At 73.4% G+C, this 14,995-nt stretch carries 10 protein-coding genes; 6 read left to right on the top strand and 4 right to left on the bottom strand.

Annotated elements, in window-relative coordinates; genetic code table 11:
- Positions 1-2: 2 nt before the first annotated feature.
- From AB0J24_RS06660 to AB0J24_RS06640, 5 genes are all read left to right on the top strand, one after another.
- The gene (locus tag AB0J24_RS06660; RefSeq protein ID WP_358676505.1) at positions 3-2,339 is read left to right on the top strand and encodes a glycoside hydrolase family 3 N-terminal domain-containing protein; all 2,337 of its coding nucleotides are present in this window, start codon (positions 3-5) and stop codon (positions 2,337-2,339) included.
- A gap of 90 nt (positions 2,340-2,429) precedes the next feature.
- Positions 2,430-3,074, top strand: a complete 645-nt coding sequence (locus AB0J24_RS06655; protein WP_358676502.1) for a GntR family transcriptional regulator — start codon at positions 2,430-2,432, stop codon at positions 3,072-3,074.
- Complete coding sequence (locus tag AB0J24_RS06650) at positions 3,071-3,682, top strand: isochorismatase family protein (RefSeq protein WP_358676499.1); 612 nt, start codon at positions 3,071-3,073, stop codon at positions 3,680-3,682. Before AB0J24_RS06655 ends, AB0J24_RS06650 begins: the two co-directional genes overlap by 4 nt.
- Positions 3,683-3,696: 14 nt before the next feature.
- Positions 3,697-4,773, top strand: coding sequence for an LLM class flavin-dependent oxidoreductase (locus AB0J24_RS06645; protein ID WP_358676496.1), 1,077 nt, complete (start codon positions 3,697-3,699; stop codon positions 4,771-4,773).
- A 493-nt stretch (positions 4,774-5,266) separates the two neighbouring features.
- Positions 5,267-7,057 (top strand): prolyl oligopeptidase family serine peptidase, encoded by a 1,791-nt coding sequence (locus tag AB0J24_RS06640; RefSeq protein WP_358676493.1) that lies wholly within the window; start codon positions 5,267-5,269, stop codon positions 7,055-7,057.
- Here the strand turns inward: AB0J24_RS06640 and AB0J24_RS06635 are convergent.
- From AB0J24_RS06635 to AB0J24_RS06620, 4 genes are all read right to left on the bottom strand, one after another.
- Entirely contained in the window at positions 7,044-8,564 is a 1,521-nt protein-coding gene (locus tag AB0J24_RS06635; protein WP_358676490.1) for a serine/threonine-protein kinase, read from the bottom strand. The two genes, AB0J24_RS06640 and AB0J24_RS06635, sit on opposite strands and share 14 nt — an antisense overlap.
- 138 nt (positions 8,565-8,702) lie before the next feature.
- Positions 8,703-10,001 (bottom strand): transglycosylase family protein, encoded by a 1,299-nt coding sequence (locus tag AB0J24_RS06630; RefSeq protein WP_358676488.1) that lies wholly within the window; start codon positions 9,999-10,001, stop codon positions 8,703-8,705.
- Positions 10,002-10,149: 148 nt separating this feature from the next.
- Positions 10,150-11,559 (bottom strand): aldehyde dehydrogenase family protein, encoded by a 1,410-nt coding sequence (locus AB0J24_RS06625; RefSeq protein WP_358676485.1) that lies wholly within the window; start codon positions 11,557-11,559, stop codon positions 10,150-10,152.
- A 26-nt stretch (positions 11,560-11,585) separates the two neighbouring features.
- The gene (locus AB0J24_RS06620; RefSeq protein ID WP_358676482.1) at positions 11,586-12,209 is read right to left on the bottom strand and encodes a DsbA family protein; all 624 of its coding nucleotides are present in this window, start codon (positions 12,207-12,209) and stop codon (positions 11,586-11,588) included.
- 107 nt (positions 12,210-12,316) lie between these two features.
- On the opposite strand from AB0J24_RS06620, the gene pepN reads away from it, so the two are divergent.
- Positions 12,317-14,995 (top strand): aminopeptidase N (gene pepN / locus AB0J24_RS06615; protein WP_358677353.1); only part of this gene is annotated, 2,679 nt, incomplete at its 3' end.

Below are 14,995 nucleotides of genomic sequence, written 5' to 3'. Positions count from 1 at the left end.
CCATGAGCACCGATCTGCCTCCGGGCCGGACCGCACCGGACGGCGCCCGGGTCGCCGACCTCATCGCACGGATGACGCTGGAGGAGAAGCTGGCCCAGCTCGTCGGTCTGTGGGAGGGCAGGGACCACGCCGCCGACGAGGGCGACACGGACGACACGGCTGTCGCGCCGATGCAGGACAGCATGCAGGGCGAACACACCGCGTTCGAGCAGTACGCCCGGCACGGTCTCGGGCAGCTCACCCGGGTGTTCGGGACGGCACCGGTGAAGTCCGCCGACGGACTCGCCCATCTGGCCGGGCGCCAGCGGTGGCTCGCGTCGTCGACCCGGCTCGGCATCCCGGCCCTGGTGCACGAGGAGTGCCTGACCGGGCTGGCCGCGTGGGGGGCGACGACGTTTCCCGCCCCGCCGTCGTGGGGGGCGTCGTTCGACCCGGAGCTGGTCGGCGAGACGGCCGCCGCGATCGGTCAGACACTGGCCCGCCTCGGCGTCCACCAGGGGCTGGCCCCGGTGCTCGACGTCGTCCGCGACGTCCGGTGGGGCCGGGTGGAGGAGTGCATCGGCGAGGACCCGTACCTGGTCGGCACGGTCGGCGGCGCCTACGTGCGCGGCCTGCAGTCGGCGGGTGTCGTCGCCACGCTCAAGCACTTCGCCGGATACTCGAACTCCCGGGCCGGCCGCAACCTGGCGCCGGTGCACGCCGGACCACGGGAGCTCGCCGAGGTGCTGCTGCCGCCGTTCGAGACGGCACTGCTCGACGCCGGAGCCGGGTCGGTGATGAACTCCTACGCCGAGATCGACGGTGTGCCGGTCGCCGCCGACGAGCGTCTGCTCACCGGCCTGCTGCGGGAGCGGTGGGGCTTCACCGGGACGGTGGTCGCCGACTACTTCTCGGTGGCGTTCCTGCACACCCTGCACGGTGTGGCGGACGGCATCGGGTCGGCCGCCGCGCAGGCGCTCACCGCGGGGATCGACGTCGAACTGCCCACCGGCACCGGTTACCTGTCCCCGCTCGCCGAGCGGGTCCGGTCCGGGGAGGTGCCGGAGGCGGTCGTCGACCGCGCGGTGCACCGGGTGCTGGAGCAGAAGCAGCGGCTCGGCCTGCTCGATCCCGGTTACGTCGACACGCTGCCCACCGGTGAGGTCGATCTCGATCCTCCCGCGCACCGGGCGCTGGCCGCCCGGCTCGCCGAGGAGTCGGTGATCCTGCTCGGCAACGACGGCGTGCTCCCGCTCGCCGCGGCCCCCGGCCGGATCGCGGTGCTCGGCCCGAACGCCGACGACCCGGCCGCCCTGATGGGCTGCTACAGCTTCGCCAACCACGTGCTGCCGCACCATCCGGGCGTCGAACTGGGGCTGGACGTGCCGACCGTGCTGGACGCGCTGCGCACCGAGCTGCCCGGCGCGCCGATCGAACACGCCCGGGGCTGCGACGTCGACACCGACGACACCTCCGGGTTCGCCGATGCGGTGGCGGCCGCGCGGGAGGCCGACGTCGCCGTCGTCGTGCTCGGTGACCGGGCCGGGCTGTTCGGCCGCGGCACCTCCGGCGAGGGTTGCGACACCGACACCCTGGAGCTGCCCGGCGTGCAGCGCCGCTTCGTCGAGGAGGTGCTCGGCACCGGGACGCCGGTGGTGCTGGTGCTGCTCGTCGGGCGGCCCTACGTGCTGGACCGCGAGCTCGAGCGGTGCGCCGCGGTGGTGCAGGCCTTCTTCCCCGGCCAGGAGGGCGCCGGCGCGGTCGCCGGGGTGCTGTCCGGCCGGGTGAACCCGTCCGGCCGGCTGCCGATCGGCCTGCCCCGCTCGGCGGGCGCCCAGCCCTACAGCTACCTGCATCCGCGGCTCGGTGCGGCGAGCCCGGTCACCGCGGTCGACACCGCACCGGTGCGGCCGTTCGGCTTCGGCCTGAGCTACACCACGTTCACCCACTCCTACCTGCAGGTACCCGAGGACCGGGTGCCGACGGACGGCTCCTTCACCGTCAGCTGCCGGGTCCGCAACGACGGCGACCGGGCCGGCGCCGACGTCGTGCAGCTCTACGGCACCGACGTCGTCGCCTCGGTCACCCGTCCGGTCGTCGTGCTGCTCGGTTACGCCCGGGTGGAGCTGGAGCCGGGCGCCACCGCCGAGGTGCGCTTCGACGTGCCCACCCACCGGGTGGCGCTCTACGACCGGGCGATGCGCCACGTCGTCGAACCGGGGAGGGTCGAGCTGTTCATCGGCACCTCCTGCGCCGATCCGGTGCTGCGGTCCACGGTGGAGCTCACCGGGCCGGTGCACGAGATCGGACCCGCCGACCGGCGGCTCGTCGACGTCCGGATCGCGCCGGTCAGCGAGTAGTCGTACCGAAAACTGCCGTAACACGCAGTTTGCATGCAATGTCCGGCTGACGTCTAGCGACCAGCTCATCCGGTCCCTACATTGCACACAATGAAGTCGACCCAGTCCGATCGCACGCTCGAGACCCTCCGCGACCTGATCCTGCGGGGGGAGCTCGTCGCGGGCTCGCGCCTGGGTGAGGCGGAGCTGGCCGCGCGGCTCGACGTGAGCCGGACCCCCGTCCGGGAGGCCCTGGGCAGGCTGGCCGCGGAGGGGCTGATCGAGCTGGTCCCGCACCGCGGTGCGCGGGTCCGCACCTGGACCGCGGCCGAGCTGGCCGGGTTGTTCGACGTCCGGCAGGCCACCGAGCCCCGGCTGGCGGCGCTGGCCGCCGACCGGATCACCCCGGAGGAGACCGACGAGCTCGCCCGGCTCAGCAACCGGATGCTGCGCAGCGGACCGCCGGGGCCCGGACAGGACCTGGAGGAGCTCGCGGCGTTGAACCGCCGGTTCCACGGCCTGATCGTCGCCGCCGCCGACTCACCGGCGCTGGCCGCCGCCCTGGCCGGGGCGGTCCGCCCGCCGGTGGTGCTGCGCAACTTCCACCGCTACGACGACGACTCGCTGCACCGCAGCCTCGCCCACCACGAGGAGCTCGTCGCCGCCCTGCGCGTGCGGGACGGGGACTGGGCGGCGGCGGTCATGGTCGCCCACCTGCGCAACGCCCGCGCCGTCATGCTCCGGAGCGCCTCGTGACCGGGCCGCATCGACCTCACGGTGCCGCCTTCTCCGGCCGGGTCGGCTGGGGCGCTCGCCCCGCCGTCCTGGTGGTCGACCTGGTCCGGGCCTACACCGAGCCGGACGGGCCGTTCGCGCTACCCGATCCGCCGGTGGCTGCCACCCGGGCCCTGGTGCAGGCCGCCCGTACCGCCGGGGTTCCGGTCCTGTGGTCGGTGGTGCGTTACACCGCCGATCTCGCCGACGCCGGGCTCTTCGTGCGGAAGGTGCCCGCGCTGGCCGCGTTCGCCGAGGGCGCCCCGGGTGGCTGGGGGGCACTGAGCATCGATCCGGCGCCCGGCGAGACCGTCGTGGTCAAGCAGTACGCCTCGGCCTTCGCCGGGACCTCGCTCGCCGCCACCCTGACCGCGCTCGGCGCGGACAGCGTCCTGGTCACCGGGGTGTCCACCTCCGGGTGCGTGCGGGCCACCGCGACCGACTGCCTGCAACACGGACTGCGACCGCTCGTGGTCCGCCAGGCCTGCGCCGACCGGGACCCGGACCTGCACGAGCGCAACCTCACCGACCTCGACGCCAAGTACGCGGACGTCGTCGACCTCGACGACGTCCTGACCCGTCTCAGGTGACCAGGAGGCCCTCCATGCAGTACGGCGTGTTCATCCCCAACGCCACCAACGGTTACATCATCTCCACCGGCAGCCCGCAGTACCGGCCGAGCTTCGCGCACAACCTGGCGATCGCCCACGAGGCCGAGAAGCAGGGCCTCGACTTCCTGCTCTCGATGATGAAGCACCACGGCATCCCCGGCAGCAGTGACTTCTGGGGAGCCTGCCTGGAGTCGTTCACCCTGATGTCGGCGCTGGCCTCGCACACCGAGCGGCTCCAGCTGTTCCCCAGCGTCACCACGCTGGCCACCCACCCGGTGCTCGCCGCGCGGATGGTCGCCACCATCGACGAGATCAGCCAGGGGCGGTGCGGGCTCAACATCGTCACCGGTTGGAACAAGCCCGAGTACGAGTCGATGGGGCTCTGGCCCGGCGACGAGTACTTCGACAAGCGCTACGCCTACGCCGCCGAGTACGTCCAGGTCCTGCGCATGCTCTGGAGCGAGGGCAACGCCGACTTCCGCGGCGAGTACTTCACGCTCACCGACTGCGACGTCCGGCCCAAGCCGCTGCACGACATCCCGATCGTCTGCGCCGGACAGTCGACGAAGGGACAGCGGTTCACCGCCGAGCACGGCGACCGCAACTTCATCATGGCCGAGCGCTCGCAGGTCGCCTCGATCGCATCCGGGGTGAAGCAGCTCGGCCAGCAGGTCGGGCGCGACGTGGGCACCTTCGCCCTCTACTGCGTGATCGCCGAGGAGACCGACGCCGAGGCCGACCGGCTCTGCCAGCACATCCTCGACCACGCCGACACCGAGGCGATCTCGCTGATGCTCGGCGGCGCCGCGCTCGACACCAACGCCGACGGGACCTCCGCGCAGCTGCTCGCCAGCCTCGCCCGGCCCGCCGAGGAGGGCAACATGGCCTTCCTGTCGCTGCCGGTGGTCAAGGGGTCCTACGAGTCGGTCGCCCGCCAGTTCGACGAGATCGCCGCCACCACGGGGATCGACGGAGCCCTGCTGACGTGGCCGGACTTCGTCGACGGCATCACGAAGTTCGGCGAGCGGGTGAAGCCGTTGCTGACCACGGGCGCCCAGCAGGCGGCCTGACCCGGCACAGCACCTCCGGGCCCGGCCCGAGGCTTTACACCCCCGAAACCTCCGCGGTCTTGTGGCCGCCGCCGGACGGACGTGAGGTGGGTCATGTGCACGACCACGATCCACCCGACCTCGGCGAACCGGCCATGACACCCGGACGCCGCCCGTCCCCGGACGACGACGTCCGTGCCCCCGGGGCCGCCGCGCCACGCCGGGTCCGGTGATCTCCGTCGGCCCCCGGTCTGCGGCGCCCGGCGCGGCGGTACCTTCGCCTACCGGCCGTCCGGAGCCGTGGCCGGATCCCGGACGAGATGATCGGCGCGCAGCCGCGCGCCGATCGGCAGGAGGCCCACGGACGTCGTGACGGTCGGAGACGGAGGTGATGAGCGTGGAGGTGGCGCGCACCGCACCCCCGGGCCCCGCAGGGCCGTCGTCCCCGGCGACGGCCACCGCGGCCGATCGGTGCGACCGGCCAGGTGCCGCAGTCGGGCACCACTCTCCCCAGGTGTCGCCGGACGGCACGCGGTTGGCGTGGATCTCCGACCTGACCGGTCGCCCGCGGTTGCACGTCGCCCCACTGCCTGCGCGCGGCCCGATCGACCTCGACACCGCGACCGTGCTCGACACCGGTGGCGTCGGCGGGCAGCACCCGGACGTCACCGCGCTGGCCTGGTCGCCGGACGGCGGCCGGATCGCCGTCCAGATCGCCCCCTCCGGGGGTGACCGGACCCGGGTGGCGCTGCTCGACCCGGACGGCGGCCCCCCGGTCGAGATCGCCCCGGCCGCGACCGCGGTCGTGCTCGGCGCGTGGGCCCCGACCGGCCGGTGGCTCGGCATCACGGTGCTCACCGACACCGGTGACCCGGACTCCGACACCTACGGCGACGGCACCGCCTGCCTGGTCGACGTGCGGGACGGTTCGTCGGTGGTGCTGGGGACCGGCCAGGCCGCTCTCGTCCAGGCGATCTCGGCGGACGGCAGGCGGGTGGTGCTGCGCACCGGACGGCGCGGCGAACGCGGCCTGGAGCTGGTGGACCTGCACACCGGGTCCCGGGACCAGCTGATCGGCGGCCCGGGTGGTGCACTGAACGCGACCGCCCGGTTCGGTGCGGCGCCCGGCACGCTCTGGGTGCACACCGACGCCGACCGGGAGCGCTCGGCGCTGCTCGCCGTGGCGCTCGGTCAGGCGGGTGACGAGCTGATCGCGCCGGCCCGCCCGGTCGCCGTGCGCCCCGGCGCCGATCTCGACGTGGTCGCGCTCGACCCGGGCGGTGCCCGGGCCGCACTGGTGTGGAACACCGGTGGGCGCAGCGAGATCGAGATCGCCGACCTGCGCGGCGGACGACCGCAGCGGGTGCTGGTGCCCTGCGACGTCGTCACGAACGTGAGCTTCGCCCGCGACGACGCGTCGTTGCTGGTCGCCGGGCACTCCCCGGGAATCCCGCCGCACGTCGTCCGGCTGCCGGTGCGGGGCGGTGCGGCCACCCCGCTGCTCGGCGGCGCCCCGGTCGCGCCGGTCACGCCGCAGCCCGAGCCGGTCGTGTTCCCCGCCGAGGACGGGCTGCGGCTCACCGGATGGCTGCACCGGCCGCCGTCACCGAACGGAGCCGGACTGCTGTGGCTGCACGGCGGCCCGGAGTCCGAGGAGCGGCCCGGCTGGGCTCCGTTGCTGCACGAGCTGGTCGCCGCCGGTGTGACCGTGCTGACCCCGAACGTGCGGGGCTCGTCCGGCCGCGGCCGGACGTTCGCCCGCCTCGACGACGGTCCGCTGCGGCCGTCGTCGATCACCGACGTGCGCGCGGCGACGCGGCTGCTCGCCGGGATACCGGACGTGGCCCCGGACCGCGTCGTCGTCGCCGGGCGGTCCTACGGCGGGTTCCTGACGCTCGCCGCGATGGTTCGTTTCCCGGAGCTCTACGCCGGCGGGGTCGACGTCTGCGGCATCGCGGACCTGGTCGCGTTCCACGCCGGGACCGAGCCGTGGATCGCCGGGCCCGCCCGCACCGAGTACGGCGACCCGCGCACCGACCGCGCCCTGCTGGAGGAGCTGTCCCCGCTGCACCGGGCCGACCGGATCGGGGCGCCGCTGCTCGTGGTGCACGGCGACCACGACACGAACGTGCCGCTCGGGCAGGCGCTCGCGGTGCACGCCGCGCTCGAGGCCCGCGGAGCGCCGGTGGAGCTGCTGCGGATGGCGGACGAGGGCCACGAGGTGCACGACCGGCACACCCGGGCCGCGACGAACGACCGGATCGTCCGGTGGGTGATCGAGGTGACCGGCGTCAGGCCTGGCTGAACGACTGCAGGACCTCGCGGCCCTGCGCGTCGGTGCCCACCACGAACCGGTAGTTCTCCCGGGACTCGGTGCCGTCGTTGCGCAGGAACACCACCGTCGCGGTGACCGTGTTCGGCCCCGCGTTGCGCAGGTTCTCCGCGTAGACGGTGCGCATCCCGCTGTAGAACGCGCGGTAGCTCTCGATCCCCTGCGACTGGGACTGCGCCTCCGGGCTGAGCCGCGCGAACGCGCCGTCGATGTCGTCGGGCAGCATCCGGTAGTAGTTCTGCACGAACGACACCGGATCGCGCACCTCGCCGGTGCCGGTGGGTGCGGGCGTCGGTGTCGGCGTGGCACTCGTCGTCGTGGGCGCAGGTGACGAGGTCGGCGGCGCGCTGGTCGGTGGCGGCGCCTGCGTGGTCGGCGCGGCGACCGGCGGTGGCTGCTGCGACTGCTGGGTGCTCAGCACCCCGAACGCGACCCCGCCGCCGACGACGAGCAACGCCGCCAGCACGCCCAGCACGATCGGCAGCCGCGTGCGCCGCCCGTGGGCGGCGCCGGCCCTGCCGGGGATGACCTGTGGTGCCGGGACGGCGGGGGCACCGACGACGGTGCCGCCGGCCCGGTCGGCCGCGACGTCGTCGCCGGAGTCCATCATCGCGGTCGCGGTCGCCGGCGTGGCCAGCCCCGCGACCGACTGCCCGGCAGCGATCCGGGCCAGCGCGTCCCGGGCCTGCGGGGCACTGGGCCGGTCCGCGGGATCGTTGGACAGCAACCGCATCAGCAGCGCGGTCAGCGGCCCGGCCTGGGTGGGCGGGGTGATGGCACCGGTCGCGACCTTGTGCAGCAGCGCGTAGGCGTTGTCGTCCAGACCGAACGGCGGCTCCCCCTCCACCGAGGCGTAGAGCGTGGCGCCGAGTGCGAAGACGTCCGACGCGGCGGTCGGCTGCTGGCCGCGGGCGACCTCGGGCGCGAGGAAGGCCGGCGTGCCCGCGATCACCCCGGTCCGGGTCAGCTGCACGTCGTCGACCGCGCGCGAGACGCCGAAGTCGGTGATCTTCGCCCGGCCGTCCTCGGCGATCAGGACGTTGCCGGGCTTGATGTCCCGGTGCACGACGCCCGCGGCGTGGGCCGCGGCCAACCCGTCGGCGACCTGGCGGCCGATCGCGGCGGCCTCGCGCGGGCTCATCGGCCCCTTCTCCGCCAGTACCGCGGCCAGCGAGCGGGACGGAAGGTACTCCATGACCAGCCAGGGCCGCTCGTCGTGCACCACGACGTCGAACATGCTGATGACGTGCGCGTGCTGGAGCCGGGCACCGATCCGGCCCTCGCGCAGGATTCGCTGGCGGGACTCCTCGAGCTGCTCGGCCGAGGGCAGCGCGGCGGCGAGGAGCTCCTTGACCGCCACGGTCCGGTTCAGGAGCTCGTCGGTTCCACGCCATACGGCACCCATCGCACCGGCACCGATCCGCTCGTCGAGCCGATAGCGGTTCCCGATCCGGTGGGCCTCGGGGGTGGGCGAGCTCATGGGGTCCAAGGGTAGGGAATCGGACCGGGGCGACGGCCACCAGGGCACCCACCCCGGACATCCGGTCGGAGGACCTTCCAGCCTACGCGTTGACCGGTAGCGCTTCCACGGTTCGAGGGCCACGCCACCGTGCCACCCTCAGCGCGGAAGACCGAGCTTCCGGGAGCACGCCGGCCACGATCCGTAACCACCGCGGGCGTCCCGGACCTTGGTCGCGATCTCGATCTGCTGCTCCCGGGTGGCGCCGTCGGCGGTCGGGGCGTAGGCGGTGCCGCCGAACTCGCTCCAGGTGGGCCGGTCGAACTGGAGGCCACCGTAGTAGCCGTTCCCGGTCGAGATCGACCAGTCGCCGGAGGACTCGCACTGGGCGAGCCGGTCCCAGGTGGACTCGGCGGTGGCGTCGGGGCGGGGCGGGTCCTGCCGCTGGGGCTCGGCCGGCTCCTGGGATCCCGGTGGTTGCGGTGATGTCGGTGGTTCGCGACGTTCCGGTGACTCGGTGTGCCCTGCTCCGTCCCGGTGTCCGGGCTCGGGGGCGGCTCCCGCTCCCGGACCGCTGTGGTCGGAGCCGGAGCCCGACCGGTCGTCGCGCCGCTCGTCCGGCTCCCCGGCGGGTCCGCCGGCGCGGAACTCCCGGTCGTCCGGGTCGCGACCCGACGCCGGAGCGTCCCCGGCGCGTGCCGCGCGCTCCTCGGCACCGCGGTGCGCCGCGTTGCCGGGGTCGGCCTCGCCGGCACTCCCCGCGCCGCCCCCGCTACCTGAGCCGCCTGAGCCGTCCTCGCTACCCGCACCACCCCCGCTGCCTGAGCCGCCTGAGCCGTTCCCGCTGTCCGCACCGTCTCCGTCCGGGCGGTCCGGCCGGGCCTCCCAAGGCCGCTCCTCCCCCGACGCCGGCGTCGCGTCGCCGGACCCGACCCCGGCCGTGCCGGGGTCGGCCCCCGTCGCGGCGTGCACCGCATCGGCCACGAACTCGGCGATCGCCTCGGCGTCGGGCATCGGGTAACCGGCGGCGGCGTCGTCGACCACCAGCACCCAGGCCGCGCCGCCACCGTCCGGGACCGGGAACCGGGCCACCCCGGCACTCTCGAGGGTGCCGAGCTCGATCGTCCGGCCGCTGACCGGTTCGACCCACCAGGGCCGGGCCGCCTCTCCCTCGATCAGATCCAGGTCGAGCACCACGTCACTACCCGCCGGGGTGTGCCCCAGCACGTAGGAGCCGTCCTCTGCGGTCGCGATGTCGACCCTCCGATCGACCGACGCCGCCCGGACGGTGAAGGCACCGTCGGAGTACGGGCTCAGCGCCGACCGGGCCCGATCCTCCCCCGATCCGGGGTCGGCCACCGCCCCCACCGCCATCTGCGCGCCCGTCAGCGCGCCGACCACCAGCAACACGGTTCCGAGCACCGACGCCGGCCGGTGCCGCTCCCACCAGGTGTCCACGGCCGGGCACCCTGCCGACCCGCACGCGTGACCGCGGCCGATCCGCGCACGCGGTTCGCGATCGCACCCCGGTGATCGCCGTCGCGGTACGCAGGTCCGCGGATCACGCGGTCTCCCGCACCACGACGGCGATCATGACCGTCCCTGGTCAGCGCTGGATGGACTTCGTCTCCAGGAATTCCTCCAGCCCGAACCGGCCGAGCTCCCGGCCGCTCCCGGACTGCTTGTACCCGCCGAACGGCGCCAGCACGTTGAACGCCCCTCCGTTGACGTCGACCTGCCCGGTCCGCAGTCTCCGGGCGACGGCGAGCGCGTGCTCCTGCTCCCCGAAGACCGCCCCCGCCAGGCCGTACACGGTGTTGTTCGCGATCGCGACGGCCTCCTCCTCGTCGGCGTAGGGGATCACCGACAGCACCGGCCCGAAGATCTCCTCCTGCGCGATCACCGAGTCCGGATCGACGTCGGCGAAGATCGTCGGGCGCACGTAGGCACCGTCCAGGCCCTCGACCGGTTCCGGCCCGCCGAACACGACCCGGGCGCCGTCGGCGACGCCACGCTCGACATAGGAGCGCACCCGCTCCTGCTGGGCGGCCGAGGACATCGGCCCGATCCGGGTCGAGGGATCCGTCGGGTCACCGACGGTGTACCGCTGCGCCGCCGCGACGAGCTCGGACAGGATCTCCTCCTGGCGCGCGGCGGGGACCAGCATCCGGGTCCACGCGGTGCAGGTCTGACCGCCGTTGATCCAGGCGTTCCCCAGCCCGACCTTGACCGCCTTCGTCAGGTCGGCGTCGTCGAGCACGACGTTCGCCGACTTCCCGCCGAGCTCCAGGGCGACCCGCTTGACGGTGTCCGACGCGACCACCGACACCCGCTTCCCGGCGGCGGTGGAGCCGGTGAACGAGACCATGTCGACGTCCGGGTGCGCCGCGATCGCCTCGCCGACGACGGGGCCGGTGCCGTGCACGACGTTGAACGCGCCGGCCGGCAGGCCCGCCGCGACGGTGATCTCGGCGAGGATCTGCGCGGTCAGCGGCGCCACCTCGGTCGGCTTGAGCACGACCGTGTTGCCCGCCAGCAACGCCGGGGCGACCTTCGCGACGATCTGGTGCAGCGGGTAGTTCCACGGCGTGATCGCGCCGACCACCCCGATCGGCTCCCGGACGACCAGCGAGTTCCCGATCTCCTCGGTCCAGGCGAAGTCCGCGGCCAGCGCGGCGAACGCCGCCGACGAACCCACCGGCATCGCGACCTGCACCTTCTGCGAGAAGGTGATCGGCGAACCCATCTCGGCGGTGATCGAGGCGGCGATCTCGCCGGCCCGGCCCGCGATGCCCTCGGAGATGCGCTGCACGACCGCCGCACGCTCGGCCACCGGGGTCGAGGACCAACCGGGGAACGCGGCACGGGCGGCGGCGACCGCGCGGTCGACGTCCTGGGCGGTGCCCGCCGGGACGGACCCGACGACCGCACCGGTCGCCGGATCCGTCACCTCGATCCGCTCACCGGCCGTGCCTGCGGTGGCGGCGCCGTCGATGAAGTGCTGCAGAGTGCTCATTCCCCGATACTCACACGCCCGGCCGCTCAGTAGTCGAACGACGGGTCCTCGGTCCGGGTCCGCTTCAGCTCGAAGAAGTGCGGGTTCTCCGCCAGCAGCCGGGCGCCGTCGAACAGCCGTCCCGCGTCCTCGCCCTTCGGCACCCGGGAGATGACCGGCCCGAAGAAGGCGACGCCGTCGACGTGGATGGTGGGGGTGCCGACGTCCAGCCCGACCGGGTCCATGCCCTCGTGGTGGCTGATCCGCAGCTTCTCGTCCCACTCCGTGCTGTGCGCGGCCTCGGCCAGCGACGCCGGCAGCTCCAGCTCCTTGAGCGCCCCGGCGATCACGTCGTCGAAGTCCTTGTTCTGCTGGTTGTGGATCCGCTCACCGAGCGCGGTGTAGAGCGGGGCGAGCACCTGCTCACCGTGCTGCTCGGCGGCGGCGACGGCGACCCGGACCGGCCCCCACGCCTTGCGCATCATCTCCACGTACTCCTCGGGCAGCTCACGGCCCTCGTTCAGCACGGCGAGGCTCATCACGTGCCAGTGCACCTCGACATCACGGACCTTCTCGACCTCGAGCACCCAGCGGGAGGTGAGCCAGGCCCACGGACAGAGCGGGTCGAACCAGATGTCGATCCGGGCACGTCCGTCAGCAGCAGTCGTCATGATCGGAGCAACGCCGGGCCCCGGCCGGAGATTCCGCGGGCCGCGCGCCGGGGGCACGTGATTGGATGCCCAGCGACACCGATCCCGGAGAGGACCCGATCACCTCCATGACCCCGCCCAACCTGACCCGCACCCAGGCCGAGCAGCGCGCGGCGCAGATCGCGGTGTCGACCTACGACATCACGGTCGACCTCACCGACGGCGCGGGCGCCCCGTCGGAGCGGACGTTCGCGGTCACCACGACGGTCCGCTTCACCGCCACCGAGCCCGGTGGGAGCACCTGGATCGAGTGGGTGGGCGAGGACATCACCTCCGCCGTGCTGAACGGCACTGCCCTGGACGTCTCCGCCTGGACCGAGTCCGACGGCCTCGCGCTGCCCGGTCTGGCCGCCGACAACGAGCTGACGATCGTGGCCACCGGCCTCTACACCAACACCGGTGAGGGGCTGCACCGCTTCGTCGACCCGGTGGACGGCGCCGTCTACCTGTACTCGCAGTTCGAGACCGCCGACTGCAAGCGACTGTTCCCGTGCTTCGACCAGCCCGATCTCAAGGCGCGCTACACCCTCACCGTGACCGCGCCGCAGGACTGGAAGGTCGTCTCGAACGCGCCGGGGACGGTCGAGACGACCGGCGCCGCCGCCGTGCACAGCTTCGCCCGGACCGAGATCCTCTCCACCTATCTGGTCGCGCTGATCGCCGGGCCCTACGAGAGCTGGCACGACACCTATCGCGACGAGTTCGGCGAGATCCCGCTCGGGATCTACTGCCGCGCCTCGCTGGCCCCGCACATGGACCACGAGCGGATCTTCACCGAGACCAAGCAGGGCTTCGCGTTCTACCACCGCAACTTCGGGGTGACCTACCCGTTCGGCAAGTACGACCAGCTGTTCGTGCCGGAGTTCAACGCGGGCGCGATGGAGAACGCGGGCGCCGTCACCTTCCTGGAGGACTACGTCTTCCGCTCCCGGGTGACCCGCACGCTCTACGAGCGGCGCGCCGAGACCATCCTGCACGAGATGGCGCACATGTGGTTCGGCGACCTCGTGACCATGCGCTGGTGGGACGACCTGTGGTTGAACGAGTCGTTCGCGACCTGGGCGAGCGTGCTCTGCCAGGCCGAGGCGACCGAGTACACCAACGCGTGGACGACGTTCGCGAACCTGGAGAAGTCCTGGGCCTACCGGCAGGACCAGCTGCCCTCCACCCACCCGGTCGCCGCGGACATCCCGGACCTGCAGGCCGTCGAGGTGAACTTCGACGGCATCACCTACGCCAAGGGCGCGTCGGTGCTCAAGCAGCTCGTCGCCTACGTCGGGCTGGAGCCGTTCCTGGCCGGGCTGCGTGACTACTTCGCCGCGCACGCCTGGGGCAACGCGACGTTCGACGACCTGCTGGGCTCGCTGGAGAAGGCGTCGGGGCGGGACCTGTCCGACTGGGGCGCGCAGTGGCTGCGCACCACCGGGCTGAACCTGTTGCGGCCCTCCTTCCGGGTCGACGAGGCCGGGAAGTTCACCAGCTTCGAGGTGGTGCAGGGCGGCGCCCGGCCGGGTGCGGGCGAGCTGCGGACCCACCGGCTCGCCGTCGGCGTGTACGACGACGACCCGGAGACCGGCAAGCTCGTCCGCACCCACCGGGTGGAGCTCGACGTCTCCGGCGAACGCACCGCGGTCCCCGAGCTGGTCGGGCTGCCCCGCGGCAAGCTGGTGCTGGTCAACGACGACGACCTCACCTACTGCGCGCTGCGCCTGGACCCGGGTTCGCTGGCCACCCTGGTCGACCGGATCGGTGACATCGCCGATCCGCTGCCGCGCACCCTCTGCTGGTCCTCGGCGTGGGAGATGACCCGCGAGGCCGAGCTGAAGGCCCGCGACTTCGTCACCCTGGTCGCCGGTGGCTTCGACACCGAGTCCGAGATCGGGGTCGTCCAGCGGCTGCTGCTGCAGGCGCAGACCGCCACGGCGTCGTACTGCACCCCGGAGTGGGCGGCGGAGCGGGGCTGGCCGCTGCTGACCGACGCACTGCGGTTCCGGCTGGACACCAGCCCCGGGGGATCGGACATCCAGCTCGCGGTGGTCAACGCGCTCACCGCGTCGGTGCTGCCGGAGAACACTCTCGACTCGATGAAGGGCTGGCTGCTCGACGTCCGCGTGCCGGACGGGCTGACCGTCGACACCGACCTGCGCTGGCGGCTGCTGCACGCGCTCGTCGCGCACGGGAAGGCAGGCGAGACCGAGATCGCCGAGGAGGAGCAGCGCGACCCGACCTCCACCGGGGCCCGGCACGCCGAGCGGGCCCGCGCGCTGATGCCGACCGCCGAGGCGAAGGAGCGGGCGTGGCAGCGCGCCGTGCACGACGACACGCTGCCGAACGCGGTCAACGAGTCGATCATCGCCGGCTTCTCGCACCCGGCCCAGCGGGATCTGCTGGGTGGCTACGTGGAGCGCTACTTCGCCGAGATCGACGGCGTGTGGGCACGTCGCACCTCGGAGCTGGCGCAGAACGTGGTCGTCGGGCTGTTCCCGTCCTGGGCGGTGGACCAGCAGACCGTCGACGCCGCCGACCACTGGCTGGCCGACGAGTCGAAGCCGGCCGCCCTGCGCCGGCTGGTGTCGGAGGGGCGGGCCGGGATCGTCCGGGCGCTCGCCGCACGCGAGTTCGACGCCCAACCGACCCCGTCGACGCCGGACCAGGCGACCGCGGTCGAGCAGCAGGGCGCTCGACGACGGCGCGCACTCGCCGGAGCGGCTCGACGAGATCGGCGACCACGTCATCAACGTCATGCG

It is taken from the genome of Pseudonocardia sp. NPDC049635, assembly GCF_040659795.1.
Classification (GTDB): domain Bacteria; phylum Actinomycetota; class Actinomycetes; order Mycobacteriales; family Pseudonocardiaceae; genus Pseudonocardia.
Note: the sequence above shows the minus strand (reverse complement) of the source record. Positions and strands in the feature narration are given on the sequence as shown.

Bases quoted from the DNA above. Each gene is read 5' to 3' on its own strand.
- AB0J24_RS06660 (WP_358676505.1), top strand. From the start codon at position 3: ATGAGCACCGATCTGCCTCCGGGCCGGACCGCACCGGACGGCGCCCGG.
- AB0J24_RS06655 (WP_358676502.1), top strand. From the start codon at position 2,430: ATGAAGTCGACCCAGTCCGATCGCACGCTCGAGACCCTCCGCGACCTG.
- AB0J24_RS06645 (WP_358676496.1), top strand. From the start codon at position 3,697: ATGCAGTACGGCGTGTTCATCCCCAACGCCACCAACGGTTACATCATC.
- AB0J24_RS06635 (WP_358676490.1), bottom strand. From the start codon at position 8,564: ATGAGCTCGCCCACCCCCGAGGCCCACCGGATCGGGAACCGCTATCGG.
- AB0J24_RS06625 (WP_358676485.1), bottom strand. From the start codon at position 11,559: ATGAGCACTCTGCAGCACTTCATCGACGGCGCCGCCACCGCAGGCACG.
- AB0J24_RS06620 (WP_358676482.1), bottom strand. From the start codon at position 12,209: ATGACGACTGCTGCTGACGGACGTGCCCGGATCGACATCTGGTTCGAC.